Annotated in this window: 14 protein-coding genes; 9 read left to right on the forward strand and 5 right to left on the reverse strand. The window is 30.9% G+C overall.

The genetic code is table 11. From position 1 onward, the window contains the following. Positions 1-2 precede the first annotated feature (2 nt). Positions 3-1,085: an FAD-dependent oxidoreductase gene (locus P9515_RS09105; RefSeq protein ID WP_011821185.1), complete on the forward strand. Its 1,083-nt coding sequence runs from the start codon at positions 3-5 to the stop codon at positions 1,083-1,085. On the opposite strand, the gene dnaK is transcribed toward P9515_RS09105, so the two are convergent. Beyond that, the gene (dnaK, locus tag P9515_RS09110; protein ID WP_011821186.1) at positions 1,082-2,986 is read right to left on the reverse strand and encodes a molecular chaperone DnaK; all 1,905 of its coding nucleotides are present in this window, start codon (positions 2,984-2,986) and stop codon (positions 1,082-1,084) included. The genes P9515_RS09105 and dnaK overlap by 4 nt on opposite strands. Before the next feature lie 116 nt (positions 2,987-3,102). Between dnaK and P9515_RS09115 the strand changes: the two genes are divergently transcribed. Further along, complete coding sequence (locus P9515_RS09115; RefSeq protein WP_011821187.1) at positions 3,103-3,960, forward strand: shikimate dehydrogenase; 858 nt, start codon at positions 3,103-3,105, stop codon at positions 3,958-3,960. A gap of 109 nt (positions 3,961-4,069) precedes the next feature. Continuing rightward, positions 4,070-4,537 carry a 30S ribosomal protein S6 gene (gene rpsF / locus P9515_RS09120; RefSeq protein WP_011821188.1) on the forward strand — a complete coding sequence of 156 codons (468 nt, stop codon included), beginning with the start codon at positions 4,070-4,072 and terminating at the stop codon, positions 4,535-4,537. 3 nt (positions 4,538-4,540) lie between these two features. On the opposite strand, the gene P9515_RS09125 is transcribed toward rpsF, so the two are convergent. After that, positions 4,541-5,755: an argininosuccinate synthase gene (locus P9515_RS09125; protein WP_011821189.1), complete on the reverse strand. Its 1,215-nt coding sequence runs from the start codon at positions 5,753-5,755 to the stop codon at positions 4,541-4,543. Between the two features lie 289 nt (positions 5,756-6,044). Here P9515_RS09125 and P9515_RS09135 point away from each other — a divergent pair, with 289 nt between their 5' ends. From P9515_RS09135 to P9515_RS09145, 3 genes are read left to right on the forward strand one after another with little or no spacing between them, the layout of a single operon-like run. Then, positions 6,045-6,323, forward strand: coding sequence for a DUF3134 family protein (locus tag P9515_RS09135; RefSeq protein WP_011821191.1), 279 nt, complete (start codon positions 6,045-6,047; stop codon positions 6,321-6,323). After that, complete coding sequence (mraY, locus tag P9515_RS09140; protein ID WP_041710668.1) at positions 6,307-7,383, forward strand: phospho-N-acetylmuramoyl-pentapeptide-transferase; 1,077 nt, start codon at positions 6,307-6,309, stop codon at positions 7,381-7,383. Before P9515_RS09135 ends, mraY begins: the two co-directional genes overlap by 17 nt. 13 nt (positions 7,384-7,396) lie before the next feature. Next, positions 7,397-7,657 (forward strand): hypothetical protein, encoded by a 261-nt coding sequence (locus P9515_RS09145; protein WP_041710669.1) that lies wholly within the window; start codon positions 7,397-7,399, stop codon positions 7,655-7,657. Here P9515_RS09145 and P9515_RS09150 read toward each other — a convergent pair. The 3 genes from P9515_RS09150 to P9515_RS09160 form a co-directional block, all read right to left on the reverse strand. Continuing rightward, a complete protein-coding gene (locus tag P9515_RS09150; RefSeq protein WP_011821193.1) occupies positions 7,576-8,988 on the reverse strand; it encodes a glycosyltransferase in 1,413 nt (470 codons plus the stop codon). The genes P9515_RS09145 and P9515_RS09150 overlap by 82 nt on opposite strands. Positions 8,989-9,188: 200 nt before the next feature. Next, the gene (uvrA, locus tag P9515_RS09155) at positions 9,189-12,089 is read right to left on the reverse strand and encodes an excinuclease ABC subunit UvrA (RefSeq protein ID WP_011821194.1); all 2,901 of its coding nucleotides are present in this window, start codon (positions 12,087-12,089) and stop codon (positions 9,189-9,191) included. A 53-nt stretch (positions 12,090-12,142) separates the two neighbouring features. After that, a complete protein-coding gene (locus tag P9515_RS09160) occupies positions 12,143-13,819 on the reverse strand; it encodes an AAA family ATPase (protein WP_011821195.1) in 1,677 nt (558 codons plus the stop codon). Between the two features lie 69 nt (positions 13,820-13,888). Here P9515_RS09160 and P9515_RS09165 point away from each other — a divergent pair, with 69 nt between their 5' ends. From P9515_RS09165 to thrC, 3 genes are read left to right on the forward strand one after another with little or no spacing between them, the layout of a single operon-like run. After that, the gene (locus P9515_RS09165; RefSeq protein WP_011821196.1) at positions 13,889-15,745 is read left to right on the forward strand and encodes an ABC1 kinase family protein; all 1,857 of its coding nucleotides are present in this window, start codon (positions 13,889-13,891) and stop codon (positions 15,743-15,745) included. Next, entirely contained in the window at positions 15,746-16,318 is a 573-nt protein-coding gene (locus tag P9515_RS09170) for an alpha/beta hydrolase (RefSeq protein ID WP_011821197.1), read from the forward strand. A gap of 6 nt (positions 16,319-16,324) precedes the next feature. Then, a complete protein-coding gene (gene thrC / locus P9515_RS09175) occupies positions 16,325-17,428 on the forward strand; it encodes a threonine synthase (protein WP_011821198.1) in 1,104 nt (367 codons plus the stop codon). The last annotated feature ends 172 nt before the right edge of the window (positions 17,429-17,600 follow it).

Below are 17,600 nucleotides of genomic sequence, written 5' to 3' on the forward strand. Positions count from 1 at the left end.
CAATGAAAGTATTAAAAAAACATTTTAAAAAATCTCATATATTAATTATCGGTTCAGGAATTATTGGTAAATTTAACGCATTGGAGCTATCTGAACAAGGTTTTCAAATCACTATTGTAGATCCAAAAAAAGGTACAAATAGTAGTAGCGCTGCGTTGGGTCTCTTAATGAGTCACATGTATCAAAAAAGTAAAGGCAGAAGTTGGGAACTGAGAAAAAAAAGTAATGAATTATGGCCAAAATGGATAAAATTTCTTAGACAATATGACGAAAATTTAAAAATTGAAAAACCATTAATTCAACTAACAACAGACAAAACAAAATTTGAAAAACTAAATCAGTTTATATCTCATCATCCCAATAGAAATTTAAAAGTTTTAGACAGAGATTCTACGATTATAAAAAGTATTAACAAAATATTTAATATTGAAAACTTAAGAGGAATCATCTCTTTTCAAGATGGCAGAATTGATCCTATTTCATTATTAAAAACATTAGATATTTATATAAAAAGTAAAAAAATAAAAACTATAGAAGAAGAAATTATCAAAATAAAAAAAATTAATAATCAATGGATTTCTGAGTGCAAAAATACATTAGAAATAAAATCTGATGCAATTATTTTATGTAACTCTCTTGAAGCAATAAAATTGATTGATTCAGATCTTCATAAAATCAGATTAAAACCAGTATTAGGTCAAGCGATAGAAATTGCAACTAATGATAAAGAAATTGATTTATTCTCTCTTCCTAAGCATTTCAGTATTAATAGCAAAAATTTTATTAGAATTAATAAAAACAAATTGATTATTGGGTCTACGGACGAAAATAAAATAACACCTAGAGATAACGCATTTGAGGAACTTACCAATTTCTTAGAAAATAAGCCAAGTTGGCTGAACCAAAATACAATTACAAATAAATGGTTTGGTATTAGATCACGTCCTGAAGGAGAACCTTCTCCTATACTAAGAAGTTTAGAAAAAGGTTTGGTTTTATGTACTGGTTTTTATAAAAATGGAATATTACTTGCTCCCGCTTGTTCTTCTTGGATTTCAGATGAAATTAAAAAACACGTTATTTAATCTTTTGTTTCTGTAAAGTCAGCATCAATAACATCATCATCAGGACCTTTATCATCAGAAGCATTTGCGTTTGGACCTCCTGGGGCAGGTGGTTGATTACCTGGCTGTTGATAGACTGAAGAGCCTATTGCATAAAGTTCTTGTTGTAGTTCCTCTAACAATTTCTTCATAGAATCATAATCTTCTTTAGAAGTAGCCTCTTTCAAAGCTTTACTTTTTTCTTCTACCTTCGCTTTAGCAGAATCGTCAACCTTGTCACCAAGTTCCCCTAACTGTTTTTCTGTTTGATAAACGAGAGTTTCTGCTTGATTCTTTAAATCAATCTTTTCTCTTTTTTCTTTATCTACTGAAGCATTTGACTCTGCATCTTTTACCATTTTATCAACTTCATTATCTGAGAGAGTTGAAGCACCTGTTATTGAGATAGATTGCTCCTTTCCACTTCCTTTATCTTTAGCAGTAACACTTAGGATTCCATTGGCATCAATATCAAATGTTACCTCTATTTGTGGAACACCCCTTGGTGCGGAGGGAATCCCGTCAAGTCTAAATGTTCCTAAACTTTTATTATCTGAGGCCATTTCCCTCTCTCCTTGAAGGACATGAATTTCGACATTAGTTTGACCATCAACAGCAGTTGAGTAAGTCTCAGATTTTTTAGTTGGTACTGTTGTATTACGAGTAATCATCTTAGTCATCACTCCTCCTAAAGTCTCCACACCTAGAGATAACGGAGTAACGTCTAACAATAATATGTCTTTAACCTCACCTGCTAACACACCCCCTTGTATCGCTGCACCCACAGCTACAACCTCATCTGGATTTACAGTTTGATTCGGGTCTTTACCTGTTACTCTCTTTACTAACTCCTGTACAGCTGGCATTCTTGTTGAACCTCCAACCATAACTATTTCATCAATCTCACCTGTAGAAAGCTTTGCATCCTTAAGAGCTTGCTCTACAGGAACTCTACATCTATCGATTAACTTGGAGGCTAGTTCTTCAAAATTAGCTCTAGTCAAATTCAAATCAAGATGCTTTGGACCATCTGGTGTAGCAGTAATGAAAGGTAAATTTATTTCGCTTTGAGTAGCATTTGAAAGTTCAATCTTTGCCTTTTCAGCTGCTTCAGTAAGACGTTGTAAGGCTTGTTTGTCCTCTCTCAAGTCAATCCCTTCATTGCTTTTAAAAACGCTCGCCAGATGATTGACAATACATCTATCGAAATCATCACCTCCTAAATGAGTATCCCCAGATGTTGATAAAACTTCGAAAACACCGTCTCCAACTTCTAAAACTGAAACATCAAAAGTTCCACCTCCTAAATCAAAAACTAAAATCCTCTCATTACTTTTTTTATCTAATCCATAAGCTAAAGCCGCAGCTGTAGGTTCATTAATTATTCTTAAAACCTCTAATCCTGCAATTTTACCCGCATCTTTTGTAGCCTGTCTTTGAGAATCATTAAAATAGGCTGGAACTGTTATTACAGCTTGAGTGATGTTTTCACCTAAATACTTACCAGCATCTTCAGAAAGTTTTCTTAAAACCTGAGCACTAACCTCTTCAGGAGAAAATTGTTTATCTAAAACTGGACATTTTAATTTTACATTTGATCCAGCTTTTTCAATCCCATAACTAACATCTTTAGATTCTTCATTAACTTCGTCGACTCTTCTACCAACAAAACGCTTAGCTGAATAAAAAGTATTTTCAGGGTTCATTACAGCTTGTCGTTTTGCAATCTGTCCAACAAGCTGATCTTGGTTTTTAGTATATGCAACTACAGATGGTGTTGTTCTGAAACCCTCTGCATTTGCTATTACAGTAGGTTTACCCCCTTCCATCACAGCAACACAACTATTAGTTGTTCCTAAATCGATTCCAACAACCTTCCCCATTGGTAGATACTCTGCTTAATATTCTCCATAATCGGTCATTGACGACATTATTGTTACTCTAAAACGAGGTGTGGTTCCCGAACAGATCACAATTTTTTTTAAAAATTTCTCTAAAAATGATTACAAGTAATACATCTTTTCTTGCTTTAATTGGAAACCCAGTAAGCCACTCTTTATCTCCAATCATGCAAAATGCAGCTATAAAATATTTAGGTCTTGATTTAATTTACATAGCAATTCCCTGTAAAAATGAAGACTTAGAAATTGTTGTAAATTCTCTAAAAAAAATGAATTGTAAAGGCTTAAATATTACAATTCCATTTAAAAAGAAAGTATTTGATCTCTGCAGTGAAATATCACCAGTTGCAAAAAAAATACAGGCTATAAATACTCTTAAACTTAAAAATGATAATAATTGGAGTGGTACAAATACTGATATTGAAGGGTTTATCTACCCTTTAAAAAACCTAAATTTAACAAACAAAAATTCGATAATTTTGGGTTCTGGAGGCGCTGCAAGATCAGTAATTCAAGGTCTTATAGATTTAAAATTATCGAAAATCACCATTATCTCAAGGAATAATAACTCTTTAAATGAGCTAATTACCCTTTTTAAAAATGACATCAAAATAGAGGGAATACTAAATACTAATGATGAAATTGGTAACTTAATTGAAGAAACAGATTTAATAGTCAATACAACTCCAATAGGAATGAGTCAAACCTCAGATAATGATGCAATACCATTTGGGCAATCGTCTTGGGAAACTATTGATTCAAATACAATTGTTTATGATCTTATTTACAATCCTTCACCTACTCCTTTTTTAAAGTTTTGCGATAGAAAAGGATGTATGACTATAGATGGTACTCAAATGCTAATTGCTCAAGGAGCAAAATCATTATCATTTTGGACAAATGGTTTAGAAGTACCTTTTGAAGTAATGCATGATGCACTAAAAAAATATCTTTAACCAGATAAAAAGCTCATTATTATTAAGAATATGACCTTGATAATGTATCGTATGTAATGTACAGACGCTCATTAACAAATTTACGAGCCAAAGACCTTGTCTGAAAATTATGACTGATCAAATTTATTACGAAACTATGTATATTCTTCGCCCGGATATCGCGGAGGAGGAAGTGAAAAATCATATCGATAAATATAATAAACTTCTTGAAGAATTTGGTGCGACAATCCTCGATAGTCAAATGAGAGGTAAAAGAAGGCTTGCTTATCAGATAGCAAAACATCGGGAGGGGATTTATGTGCAATTAAGTCATCAAGGGGACGGACAACATATCTTCAAAATAGAAAAAGCAATGCGTTTAAGTGAAGATGTCATAAGATATTTGACAGTAAAGCAAGAAGGTCCTTTACCGACACCAAGATCTTCTAATAAAAGCTCTAATCAAGCAGAAAAAAAAGAAAATGAGAATATTGATTCAGCCAATAAATCTGAGCCTAAAGCAGACGAAACGGATAATAAAAAGAAAATAACCTTAGAATCTTCTACTCCAGAATTAGAAGAGCAAGTAAAATCTTAAGTTTTAATTATTCATTTTTGAATTTAATTCTGCCCATATTTTATTAGACATACCCCACATATAGATGAATCCTTCTGCTTGCTTGTGGTCAAAAATATCATCTTTACTATAGGTTGCTAAATCTTCCCTATAAAGAGAATTATTTTCAGAGGACCTACCAATTATTATTGCATTTCCTTTATGTAATCTTATTTTCACCTTTCCATTAACAGAAGTTTGTGTTGCATCAATAAAACCATCTAATGCTTTCTTAAGAGGGCCGAACCAAAATCCCTGATATACAAGTTGGGCCCATTTTTTTTCGACTAAATTTTTAAAATCTAATACATCTGGATTTAACGTTATGCTTTCTAATTCTTTATGAGCTTTTATAAGCAGTAAAAGACCAGGAGCCTCATATATTTCTCTACTTTTAATGCCAACTACTCTATCTTCAATCATATCAATCCTACCAAAACCATTTTTTCCTGCTAAGTAATTAACCTTTTGAATAATCTTTAAAGGGCTTAGAGATTCGTTCCCAATAGCAATAGGAAATCCATTTTTAAATGTAATTTCTATATCCTTTGGATAATTTGGCGAATCATCAATAGATGAAGTCATCGCAAAAACTTCTTCATTAGGTTCTTGCATCGGATCTTCCAAAAAACCAGCTTCGACACTACGGCCAAGAAGATTGACATCAATCGAGTATGGTGATTTCTTAGAAACCGGAGCAGGAATTCCAAATTTTTCTCCATATAAAATAGCTTCTTCTCTACTCATCTTCCATTCTCGAGCAGGTGTAATTATCTCCAAATCAGGTCCTAAAGCATTAATAGCCAAGTCAAATCTTACTTGATCATTTCCTTTTCCTGTACAACCGTGCGCAACTGCGCCAGCATTTAATTTTCTTGCTAATTTGACAAGATTTTCAGCTATTAAAGGTCTGGCCAAAGCTGTTGATAAAGGATACTTTTCTCCATAAAGTGCGTTTGCTCTTATAGCAGGAAAAGCATACTTCTCAACAAAATCCTCTACTAAATTTCCAATCACCGATTTTGTTGCTCCGGAATTTAAAGCTTTTTGACTAATACTCTCTATATCGTCTCCTTGACCAAGATCTGCCACAAAAGTAATAACTTCTGAAATTCCGTATTCATTTTTAAGATATGGAATACAAACACTAGTATCAACTCCACCAGAATAGGCAAGAACAACTTTTTTTGGGTGCTGCATTAAAATTTCCCTCAGGTAACAGTCTAAAATCTAAATTTCATTTAGCTTTCAAAATTTTATTGAAAACTAATATTATTGTAACTACAAGTCCTGGACCAAAAACTAATAAAAGAACAAGATAATTATTAATTAATAAAATCTCAGGGTTTATAAAACCATAAAACTTAAAAAGAATAGCTAAAAAAAAGGAAATTGACCAAATTAAGAAATATTTAAAATTTTCTTTATCAAACAAAATTTTCAAAGTGGCATGTTTATGTATTATGTTACATGTAAGTGAATTTACAAAATGGATTCTGATAAAATCAAACTTAGATTGAATGAAATTGCTGAAGTAAATCCAGCCTTGACTTGTTATCGAAGAGAAGACCCCGCACCCGTATTACCATTAAGAGAAGAACCTGATTTGCTATCTTGGTTAGAAGAGACAGGAAGACTTGTAACTGAAAAAGATGGAGACTCACAAGAAATTAGTACAATTGAAGAGGAAGAACTTTCAGCTTTAATGGGAGAAAAAGAGGATTATAAAACCGAAGATGATTCATCAGAAGATGATTGGGAAGACTAGAAGACTAGATTTTACTACTTTATTTTTTTTAATTACATTATCTTTAATAGTAAATTCTTTTATTTTTAATAATTTACTTATAATTTGTATTTTTCTTGTATTTTTTTCTATTTGTATATTAATAACTAATTACGGTTTAAAAATAATTAAACAATTAAATTTACTACAAAATATTAGAGATACAGGACCATCTTTTCATTTTAATAAAAAGAATACACCTACAATGGGAGGAATATTTATTATTCTTCCTTTATTATTACTGCTTTTAATAGTAAACCATTACTTCTATTCCATGGGAATAATACTATTATTTTTTGGTAGTTTAAGTTTTTTTATTATAGGATTTTTAGACGACTATTTAAGTATTAAGAAGAAAAAGAATATAGGTTTAAGATCAACTCAAAAATTCATATTACAATCATTAATTTCAATATTATTTATCGTATTAGCCTATCAAAATGGTTATATAAACTCTTTAATTACAGTATCCAATAATTGGGCTATTGATACTAATATAGTGATTTTTCCAATCTGTTTTGTTACCTTAGTAGGTTTAAGTAACGCAGTAAATTTAACAGACGGACTTGATGGATTAGCATCTGGATGCGGGTCAATAGTCTTTTATGGACTTGGCACAGAAATATTTATTAAAGGTCAGCAAGAATTAATAATATATGGTCTTATTGCGTACGCAATGTCAGGTTTATGTGTAGGCTTTTTGAAATTTAATAAGTATCCTGCAAAAATATTCATGGGCGATACAGGATCATTAACAATTGGTGCAACATTAGGTTATATTTCAATATTAACTAATAGCTATTTTACATTATTTATTATCTCAGGAATATTTGTTATTGAAGCTTTATCAGTAATTATTCAAGTAAGTTTTTTTAAAATAACCAAAAAAATATTTAAAAGAGGAAAAAGGGTCTTTTTAATGACTCCAATACATCATCATTTTGAATTGAGTGGAATGAAGGAAGAAAAAATAGTTGAAAACTTCTGGAAAATCAACATATTACTCGTAATTTTAGGTATAGTTTTAAAAATAAATCTTTAAAGCATTACTTAATATGAGTTTCTTTACATGGAAAGATGATGGATTAACAAGTGACTGTAGTAGTCTTGATGCGATGGCTTCTAGATTTGAAGAAACAGCTAACTTAATAAAGAAATTATCGCAAAAAGGCTTTCAATTAAAAAAAACGCAAAAGAATCAATTAATTATCCATTCTGATCCAAAGGTTTTTAATCAATGGGGCTTTATCAGTGAAGAACTACCTTTTAAACAACTTTCCTTGATTTTGGATGATGAATCAATAGTTGATTTTTGATATTGACTTGATAGGACTGATAAATATTTTCTGACATGAGTATTCCAGCTAAAATGTCTATGAACTCCTTCAATTCCGTTTCTACTCCATAATTTCCATTGAGAACTGTTTGTAATGCCTTGTTCAAGAGCAAGTTTTAATTTATTAATATCACTTACATCAACTAATAAGCCATTATCACATTTTGAGTGAATCTCTTTAGGCCCTCCATCATCTGTGGCAATAATTGGCAAACCACATGAAGATGCTTCAAGTAACGTTAATCCAAAAGGCTCTGTTAATGCAGGATTCACAAATATACCTCCCCTACTTGCTGCCCATCTATATAAGGCAGGAATGTTTGCTGGAGAATGTTTTTTTGGATAAGCTACTTTTCCATATAAATTGTATTTATCTATCATTTCAAAAATTTTTTGAAAAACATCTTTTTGTTGAGAGTCAAGTTTTGAAGTATTATCTCTACAACCTAAAACTAAAATCAAATTAGTTTTCCTTTTAAGTTTTTCTGATCGTCCATATGCTTCTACTAGAGCAGGAATATTTTTTCTTCTTACTGCTCTGGAAATAGCCAAAAAGGGAGGCTTTCTTAAGTCTTTTAAAAAAGGAAGCATCATATTATCAATTTCAGCAATTTCAGTTGTAGAGTTAATATGATGAAATTTTTTGTGATTTACTCCAGGAGCAATTACTTTAGATTTATCAAAGGAAAAAGAATTATATTGAGAGTATTGATATATAGATTCTTGTTTAGTGCTTGTTACGACAATATCCGCATATTTTAAGGCCTCTTCCTCAGCATTAATTCTTTTACTTATAAAGTACAACTTTTCAATTTGATTAATTTTTAAACCAGCCTCAATTAGTTTTCTTTTTTTCTCTCTCCCTAAAGAATGCCCAGTAAAGATTAAAGGTACTTTAAGAACTTGGCTTAATCTAATTCCTACGTAACCAGCATCTGCGTAATGAGCATGAATAAAATTTGGCTTGTTATCAAGTTTTTTATAATAGTTGATGAGGTTGTGAGTCAATTCATCTAAATAAGGCCAAAGTAATTCTTTTCTTAAATATTTATTAGGACCAAATTGAAATCTTAATATTTGTGCTCCGGGTTCAATAAATTCCTTTTCTTTTGAATAAGATTTGTCGACTTTATTATCATTAATCAGACGAGTCACTAAATCTACTTGCTCAACTTGAGAAGTATTTGCTAAGCCTTTGACTAATTCCAATACATATTGCGTTTGCCCACCAGTATCTGAATCCCTACCTAATTCAAGGCTACTGGAACGTATTAAACCATGCAAATGTAAATATAAAAATTTTAAACCCATTTCACACGTTTCAGATACAATCTCCTATTAGAGATAAGCTGAATTTCAACAAGAAATATTAAGAAAGCATTATGATTTATTAATTTATAAAAAGTATAGAGGACTAAAAGCCCTGAAAACAGTAGGTTCTCATAAGTTTATAAAAAGATTTTCAAAAATAATAATATATAGAATGCAAAGAAATACAACTAATTATTTACTCAATTTAGAGCTTGCTTTAAATATTTGGCTGTATAACTTGTTGCATGCTTCGCAACATCTTCAGGTGTACCCTCCACGATGATTTCTCCACCTTTATCACCTCCATCAGGTCCAAGATCAATTATCCAATCTGAACATCTAATAACATCTAAATTATGCTCAATAACTACTACAGAATTACCTTTATCTACTAAACGTTGAATAACATCCATTAATTTATGCACATCATAAAAACTTAATCCCGTTGTTGGCTCATCAATTAAATATAAAGTTTTTCCAGTAGCTCTCTTTGATAATTCAGTTGCTAATTTTACTCTTTGTGCCTCTCCACCAGATAATGTTGGAGCTGGCTGGCCTAATTTAACGTAACCAAGTCCTACATCAACTAAAGTAGACAATCTATCTGCAGCTTGAGGAATAGCAGAGAAAGTTTCAGCTGCTTGCTCAACAGTCATTTCTAAGACATCTGATATATTAAAACCTTTATATTTAACTTGAAGCGTTTCTCTATTAAAACGAGCACCTTTACATACATCACATTGAACATAAACATCAGGCAAAAAATTCATTTCAATGACATTAACTCCTTGACCTCTACAAGCCTCGCATCTACCCCCTTTAACATTAAAGCTAAATTGGCCAGCTTGATAACCTCTAGCTTTAGCTTCTACAGTGGCAGTAAACAATTGTCTAATCGGATCGAAAGCACCTGTATAAGTAGCAGGGTTTGATCTAGGAGTTCTTCCAATAGGAGATTGATCAATAACAATTACTTTATCAATAGCTTTTATACCTTTTAATTCTTTAACACCCTTAGGAAAAGGAACTTTTAAACCAAGAGAGTGTGAAAGTGCAGGATGTAATAATTCATTAACTAATGTACTTTTCCCACTACCACTTACACCAGTTACAGAAACTAATCTTCCCAAAGGAAATTCAACTGATATATCCTTGAGATTATTCTTAACACAATTATTTAGTATAAGACTTTTCTTAACTGAAGATCTTCTAACACTTGGTGTAGGAATAGACTTCCTCCCACTGAGATAAGCGCCAGTCAAAGACTTTTCTGAGTTTAAAACATCCTCAAATGTACCTTTTGCAATAATTTCACCTCCATAAACGCCTGCACCGGGCCCTATATCCACTAAGTAATCTGCAGATTTCATAGTATCTTCATCATGTTCTACAACAACAAGAGTATTACCTAAATCTCTGAGATTTTTTAATGTTTCAAGCAACCTATCATTATCTCTTTGATGTAAGCCGATACTTGGTTCATCCAATACATATAAAACACCAGTTAAACCTGCTCCTATTTGAGTTGCTAATCTAATACGCTGAGCTTCTCCACCAGACAAAGTCATGGCTGGTCTATCTAGTGTCAAATAATCCAGACCTACATTAATAAGAAACTTTAAACGTAATCGAATTTCTTTTAAAACTAATTCACCTATTTGTTTTTGTTTAGATGACAAGAGAACAATTTCTGTTTTATTTTTACTTAAACCCATTATTTTCTCAATATGAGATAAAGTTTCTGAGACGCTAATAGAAGTTAAATCAGTGATGTTATAGGGGCCAAGTTTAACAGCGAGTGCTTCTGGTTTTAATCTCTTACCTGAACATGTTTTACAAGGAACTAATTCTAAATATTTTTCAAGCTTTTGTTTAACTGATTCTCCATTAGATTCACTTAATTGCCTTTCTAGGATTGGCAAAATTCCCTCAAAAGGTCTTTCAAAACCGCTAGAAGTTTTAAAGCGACTATCAGCTTGAATTAAAATTGGCTTATCAGATCCCGAAAGTAAGACATTTTTTTGTAAATCACTGAGATCTTTCCAAGGAGTTTTTAATTCAAAACCATAAGCTTGTCCTACTGAATAAAGTAACGAAAAATAATATGTATTATCTTTTTCGCTCCAAGGAGCTATGGCAGCGTAAACAGGTAAAGAAGTATCAGGTATTACTCTATCTGCAGTAAATTTTTTTAAATAGCCAATACCATGACAATCGGAACAAGCACCATAAGGGCTATTAAAAGAAAATAATCTTGGAGACAATTCTTCAACAATAGATCCATGAATTGGACATGCATAGTTCTCAGAATATAATTTTTCTTTATCTAACTCGGGAGGTAAAGTTTCCCCTTTTTTAGGAACAACTTCAACAATAGAAAGCCCATCTCCTCTTTTAAGGCAAGTTTGTAAAGAGTCATTCAATCTTTCCTGAATTCCATCTCTAGCAATCAATCGGTCTACTACAACCTCGATATTATGAATATGGTTCTTATCTAACTCAATACTATCTGCAAGCTCTCTAACCTCACCATTAATTCTTACTCGAGCAAAACCTTCTGCGGCTAATCCGCTAAGTAATTTTGCATGAGTTCCCTTTTTACCTCTTACGACAGGTGCAAGCAATTGATACCTTGTTCCTTCAGGCAACAAAACTATTTGATCAACCATTTCATCAATTGTTTGCGGAGCAATTGGCAACCCACAATGATGACAATGAGGTTCTCCAGCGCGTCCAAATAATAATCTTAAATAATCTTGTATCTCAGTAACTGTTCCAACAGTTGATCGAGGATTATGACTCGTTGATTTTTGATCTATAGATATAGCAGGGGATAATCCCTCAATATTATCTACATCTGGTTTGTCAACTTGACCTAAAAACTGTCTGGCATAAGCAGAAAGGCTTTCTACATATCTTCTTTGACCTTCTGCAAAAATAGTATCAAAAGCTAAAGAGCTTTTACCACTACCGCTAACACCTGTAAAAACAATAAATTTATTTCTTGGAAGAGTTAAATCTATATTTTTTAAATTATGTTGTCGAGCACCTCGGATTTTTATGGAATTATCTTCATTGATACCAATATTTTTTTTAACCATGCTTAAATCTTGATTGATTTAAAGAATTATCATTATAGTCTATATTTTTTTATTTATGCGGCTGCTTTATCGATTAGTGTAGATGCATAACTATTTGCTTCACTAAAACCACCACCTATAAGTTCAATTAACTCATTTTGTCTTTCTCTTTTTGTATTTAATTTAAGAACAGAAGTAAAAGTTATTCCATTAATTACATTTTTCTTGACTTTAAAATGAGAATTACCAGTTGCTGCTAATAAAGGCTGGTGCGTAATACATAAAACCTGCCTGTCCTGTGCAGTAGCTTTTATTAATTCAACTAAAGAATATAATGATTTCCCACTTAAACCATTATCGATTTCATCTAAGAAAAAAGTATTAGATTTTTGAGAAATGCTAGATTTTATTGCTAATAAAAATCTTGACATTTCTCCTCCAGAAATAATTTTGGATAATGGCGCTAACTTTTGATCAGGATTTGCCGAAAATAGAAAGTCTATCGTCTCATTGCCTTCTGAAGAAGATGCAACTTTTGAAAATTCAATTGAAAAATCTGCGTTCTCTAACCCTAAATTTTTTAAAATAGAAATTACAGAATTTTGAAGTTGATCAGCTGTTTCCTTTCTTTGAGAAGACTGAATCTCAAAAAGGGTATTTAAATTAACTTCCAATTTATTGATTTGAATATCCAATTTCTTAATTTCTTCCTCATCTAAATTATCCTCTATAAATGTTTTTAATTCATTTCTTTTTAAAATTAAATCTGGTAGTTCGAGGGAAAATGTTCTCTCTAAATTTTGTAAGTAAAATAATCTTTTTTGAACTTCTTCCAAGCTGAAATCCTCATTCTCTAGTTGTTCCGAATATTTTGTTAAAGCAAAAATTAAATTTTCTACATCATTTTGAATACTTATTAAATCATCATTTAAATCTTTAATCTTTGAATCAAATTGACTAACTTTACTTAATTGTTTTATTGATTGAGCAATTAAATAACTTACGGAAGAATCGTTGTTATAGCTATTTAAATTATCAAGAGATAATTGTATCGAGTTTTTAATGTCAAAATTGCTTGAAAGTCGCAACTCTTTTGATTGCAGTTCTGAAATTTCACTTTTTGAATTTAAATTAGCTTCTTCCAACATTTTAAACATCTCTTGAATTGCAAAATTATTCTCTTCTTTCTTTTTAAATGCCTCCTTCTTCTCTTCCCTTCTTTTTTTAAGAATCTGAAATTCCTGCCATAAACTTTTAATGTCAAAATTAATCTTCTTTAATCTTTTTGAACCTAAATCATCAATTATTCTTCTTCTGTAATCTTGATTATCATATAAAAAGGTATCAGATTGACCAGCAAAATCTACTAACAATAATCCTAATTTTCCCAAAACTTTTTTGTTAACAGATAAATTGTTTATCGTATATTTTGAATGAATTTTATTATTTTTTTTATAAGATTGTCTTTTAACGAAAATTTCATCCGAAATTTCTTTAAAACCATTTCTTGAAAACCAATCAGTTAGTTTTGAGGAATTTGAAAATTTCGCCTCAATTAAACATTCTTTTTTTCCTGGACGAATTAAGTGCTTTAAAGGTATATTAGTTCCACCGAATAAAACATTTAAGGAATCTAGGATCAGTGATTTTCCTGATCCTGAATCTCCCGTAATAATATTCAACCCTTTTTCGAAATTAATTTCTATAATTTCAATTAAGGCAATATTTTTTAATTTTAATTGTATTAACATGATAATTCTTACATACAAAAAAATTAACTTCTTTTTGAAGAAAATAAAAGGGTTTAAATAAATAAAGTTATGAACGAAGATTATACAGATTTTATAGAAGCTTCGGGATTACTTGAATATAATCCAGAAATAATTTCTAAAATTTATCAAAAAAACCCTAGTCGACTATTCAAAAGACTTTGGCAAACTCTAATCCCAATTTTTGTATATATAATTTCAGTCGGGTGGGATAAATTAACTGGACAACTAAAAAAAGAATCTAAAGCTAGATATAGAGCAAAGCAACTAACAAATTTATTAGTAGAATTAGGCCCTGCATTTGTTAAAGCTGGTCAAGCTTTATCAACCAGACCAGACATTATTCCTAGTGTTCTTCTAGAAGAGTTATCTGAGCTTCAAGATCAATTACCAGGATTTGATGGAGATAAAGCGATGGAACTTATAGAAGAAGATTTGAATAAAGAAATTGATGAGATTTTTTTAACTATTGATAAAGAACCAATTTCTGCAGCATCTTTAGGACAAGTTCATAAAGCTGTTCTCAAAAATAAAGATGTTGTGGCTGTAAAAGTACAAAGACCTGGGTTAAGAGAACAAATCACACTTGATTTATACATAGTTAGAAATATTGCTAATTGGTTGAAAAATAATATTGGACTAATTAGGAGCGATCTTGTTGCTTTGATTGATGAATTAGGAAAAAGAGTTTTTGAAGAAATGGATTATCTAAACGAAGCTGAAAATGCTGAAAAATTTAGAAATTTTCATCTACATAACTCAAAAATTGCTGTGCCAAAAATTTATAAAGAAACCACTTCACGAAGAGTGTTAACTATGGAATGGATAGATGGCACAAAGCTCACAAATCTCGAAGAGGTTAAAAATTTAGGTATAGATCCTGACGAGATGATTGAAATAGGAGTGCAATGTAGTTTAGAGCAATTATTAGAACATGGTTTCTTTCATGCTGACCCACATCCTGGCAATTTATTAGCCTTGAAAGATGGCAGATTATGCTATTTGGATTTCGGTATGATGAGTGAAGTTACTAAAACATCTAGATCCGGATTAATCCAAGCAGTAGTTCATCTTGTTAATAAGAATTTTGATAAATTATCTCAAGATTTTGTTAAGTTAGGTTTCTTATCTGAAGAAGTTAATCTTGAACCTATTGTTCCAGCTTTTCAAGATGTCTTTATAAATGCAGTAGAACTTGGTGTGTCGAAAATGGATTTTAAAAGTGTAACTGATGATATGTCAGGAGTTATGTATAAATTTCCTTTTAAATTACCTCCATATTATGCACTTATAATTAGGTCTTTATTAACATTAGAAGGGATTGCTTTAAGCGTAGATCCTGATTTTAAAATACTCGGAGCAGCTTATCCATATTTCGCCCGAAGATTAATGGAAGACCCTGATCCTCAACTAAGAGAAAGTTTAAAAGAAATGCTTTTTGATAATAAAAAATTCAAATGGGACAGATTAGAAGATTTACTATCTAACGCAGCAAAACAGACCAATCTCAATTTAGAAAAACTTCTTGATGAAGTTATTAATCTTCTTTTTTCTCCGAAAGGTGGATTTCTAAGAAATGAAATTATTAATAGTTTGACTGATCAAATAGACTTAGTAGGTTTAAAATTACTGAAGGGTGTAAATAATTACCTTCCAAAATCAATTAAATTAAACATTGCAAAAGATAACGAAAACATTAATGATTTAATTTTAACAATTGAGCCTTTCAAAAATTTTCTAGAAATCATACAAAAAATACCTGGATACTCTATTGATATTTTTCTAAAAAGAGTTCCAAGACTTATAAACGAACCTTACACAAAAGAAATGAGTTTAACAATTGCAAAAAAAGTTACAGAAAAAAGCGTTGTCAGACTTGTAAAAATTGCTGCTGGTGTAACTATATAAATGAAATTTTCTAAAAGTTTGCTTTCTAAAATTTTTTTAATAATAATTACTAATCACATTTTTTTAAATCCACCTAAAGTTCAATCTGCAGAAAATATCAAAATTATCTACGGCATTTTTTCAAGAACAGTAACTGTAGATTCTTTAAAAGATTTTGCTGAGAATGGTAAATCATCAATGTCATTAAGAAGAATTTTAAATGCGACCGGTTCTTCAGATGATGAGATTCAAACAATATTAAATAAAAATTTCGAAATACCAATAACTATTGCAAGTAAATTAGTTTACTCCGAAATAGGTAACGTTTTTTTAACAAGGCTATCATCCATTCTTCACACCCCTAGAACAAATGATGAAAGAACAGGTATGTTAGCTCTGAGATCAAGTGTAATAAAGGGTTTAAATATTGGAAATGGAAAAATAAATCTCATAAGATTCTTTGAAAGTTATCCTACGAAAACTATTATTTTAAACGTAAACGCTTTAAGTAAAGTAATGAATAAAGTACAATCAATATCGGAATTATTAGAATTTTTCACTAGCAAGCCTCTAGAACAAATTAAAAACAATTAAATAATTATGAAATTCATAAATAAAATTAAAAATAAATTCAAAGGAAATTACAGAAAAAAAAGATGGCCAGGGTTAATTAATGCATATAGACAATATCTGCCAGTATCTTCAAAAACTCCCATTATTTCCTTAAATGAAGGAAATACTCCTCTTATATTCAGTGAATCAATTAGTAATCTACTTGGAAACAATACAAAAGTTTATTTAAAATATGACGGCTTAAATCCTACTGGATCATTCAAAGACAGAGGAATGACAATGGCTATAAGTAAAGCAAAAGAAGAAGGGCGTGAAGCTGTAATATGCGCTAGTACAGGAAACACTTCTGCTGCTGCTGCTGCTTATGCTTCAAGAGGTGGTTTAAGATCTTATGTAATAATTCCTGATGGATACGTAGCTCAGGGAAAACTTGCTCAAGCTTTAATGTATGGTGCAGAAATTATTTCTATACAAGGTAATTTTGATAAAGCTTTGGAAATAGTTAGAGACTTATCTTCTGAATATCCAATAAACCTTGTAAATTCTGTTAATCCTTATCGAATACAAGGTCAAAAGACTGCTGCCTTTGAGATAGTAGATGACTTAGGTATTGCTCCTGACTGGCTTTGTATACCTATGGGAAATGCAGGAAACATAACGGCTTATTGGTTAGGGTTCAAAGAGTATAGAAAAATAAAAAAGAATTTAAAATTACCAATTATGATGGGATTTCAATCTGAAGGATCTGCACCTTTGGTAAAAAATATTATCGTTAAAGATCCTGAAACCATTGCAACAGCAATTAGAATTGGAAATCCTGTAAATAGAGACAAAGCAAAAATAGTCAAAAAAGAAAGCAAAGGAGATTTTCAGTCTGTTACTGATAAAGAAATTATTGAAGCTTATAAAATGCTTGCCAAAGAAGGAGTTTTTTGTGAACCAGCAAGCGCTGCCTCTGTTGCAGGGCTTATTAAAAATAAAAACAGAATAAAAAAAGGATCAACAATAGTTTGTGTTTTAACAGGAAATGGGTTAAAAGATCCAGATTGTGCCATTAATAATAATGACGCTGTTTTCAGAAAAAATATTGAACCTTCATTAAAAAATATAACTAAAGTTTTAGGATACTAATAAAACCAAAAAACAAAGTGACTGTGGAAATAGTTTAAAACTCATTAAAAATTGTTAATTACTGTCTAAAATCAAATCGATTTTGTTGATAAAATTTTAAGAAAATTATATTAGTCTTTATAAATACACATTAAAAAAAACTTTTCCACTATGAAGTTTTTTCAGAAAATGA

The sequence above is a fragment of the Prochlorococcus marinus str. MIT 9515 genome, from assembly GCF_000015665.1.
Lineage (GTDB): Bacteria > Cyanobacteriota > Cyanobacteriia > PCC-6307 > Cyanobiaceae > Prochlorococcus_A > Prochlorococcus_A marinus_P.

What these genes read in the sequence shown, in the direction of transcription:
- P9515_RS09165 (WP_011821196.1), top strand. Translation starts at nt 13,889, where the DNA reads ATGAACGAAGATTATACAGATTTTATAGAAGCTTCGGGATTACTTGAA.
- mraY (WP_041710668.1), top strand. Translation starts at nt 6,307, where the DNA reads ATGATTGGGAAGACTAGAAGACTAGATTTTACTACTTTATTTTTTTTA.
- uvrA (WP_011821194.1), bottom strand. Translation starts at nt 12,089, where the DNA reads ATGGTTAAAAAAAATATTGGTATCAATGAAGATAATTCCATAAAAATC.
- P9515_RS09125 (WP_011821189.1), bottom strand. Translation starts at nt 5,755, where the DNA reads ATGCAGCACCCAAAAAAAGTTGTTCTTGCCTATTCTGGTGGAGTTGAT.
- P9515_RS09115 (WP_011821187.1), top strand. Translation starts at nt 3,103, where the DNA reads ATGATTACAAGTAATACATCTTTTCTTGCTTTAATTGGAAACCCAGTA.
- P9515_RS09145 (WP_041710669.1), top strand. Translation starts at nt 7,397, where the DNA reads ATGAGTTTCTTTACATGGAAAGATGATGGATTAACAAGTGACTGTAGT.
- P9515_RS09105 (WP_011821185.1), top strand. Translation starts at nt 3, where the DNA reads ATGAAAGTATTAAAAAAACATTTTAAAAAATCTCATATATTAATTATC.
- P9515_RS09160 (WP_011821195.1), bottom strand. Translation starts at nt 13,819, where the DNA reads ATGTTAATACAATTAAAATTAAAAAATATTGCCTTAATTGAAATTATA.
- rpsF (WP_011821188.1), top strand. Translation starts at nt 4,070, where the DNA reads ATGACTGATCAAATTTATTACGAAACTATGTATATTCTTCGCCCGGAT.
- P9515_RS09135 (WP_011821191.1), top strand. Translation starts at nt 6,045, where the DNA reads ATGGATTCTGATAAAATCAAACTTAGATTGAATGAAATTGCTGAAGTA.
- P9515_RS09170 (WP_011821197.1), top strand. Translation starts at nt 15,746, where the DNA reads ATGAAATTTTCTAAAAGTTTGCTTTCTAAAATTTTTTTAATAATAATT.
- dnaK (WP_011821186.1), bottom strand. Translation starts at nt 2,986, where the DNA reads ATGGGGAAGGTTGTTGGAATCGATTTAGGAACAACTAATAGTTGTGTT.
- P9515_RS09150 (WP_011821193.1), bottom strand. Translation starts at nt 8,988, where the DNA reads ATGGGTTTAAAATTTTTATATTTACATTTGCATGGTTTAATACGTTCC.
- thrC (WP_011821198.1), top strand. Translation starts at nt 16,325, where the DNA reads ATGAAATTCATAAATAAAATTAAAAATAAATTCAAAGGAAATTACAGA.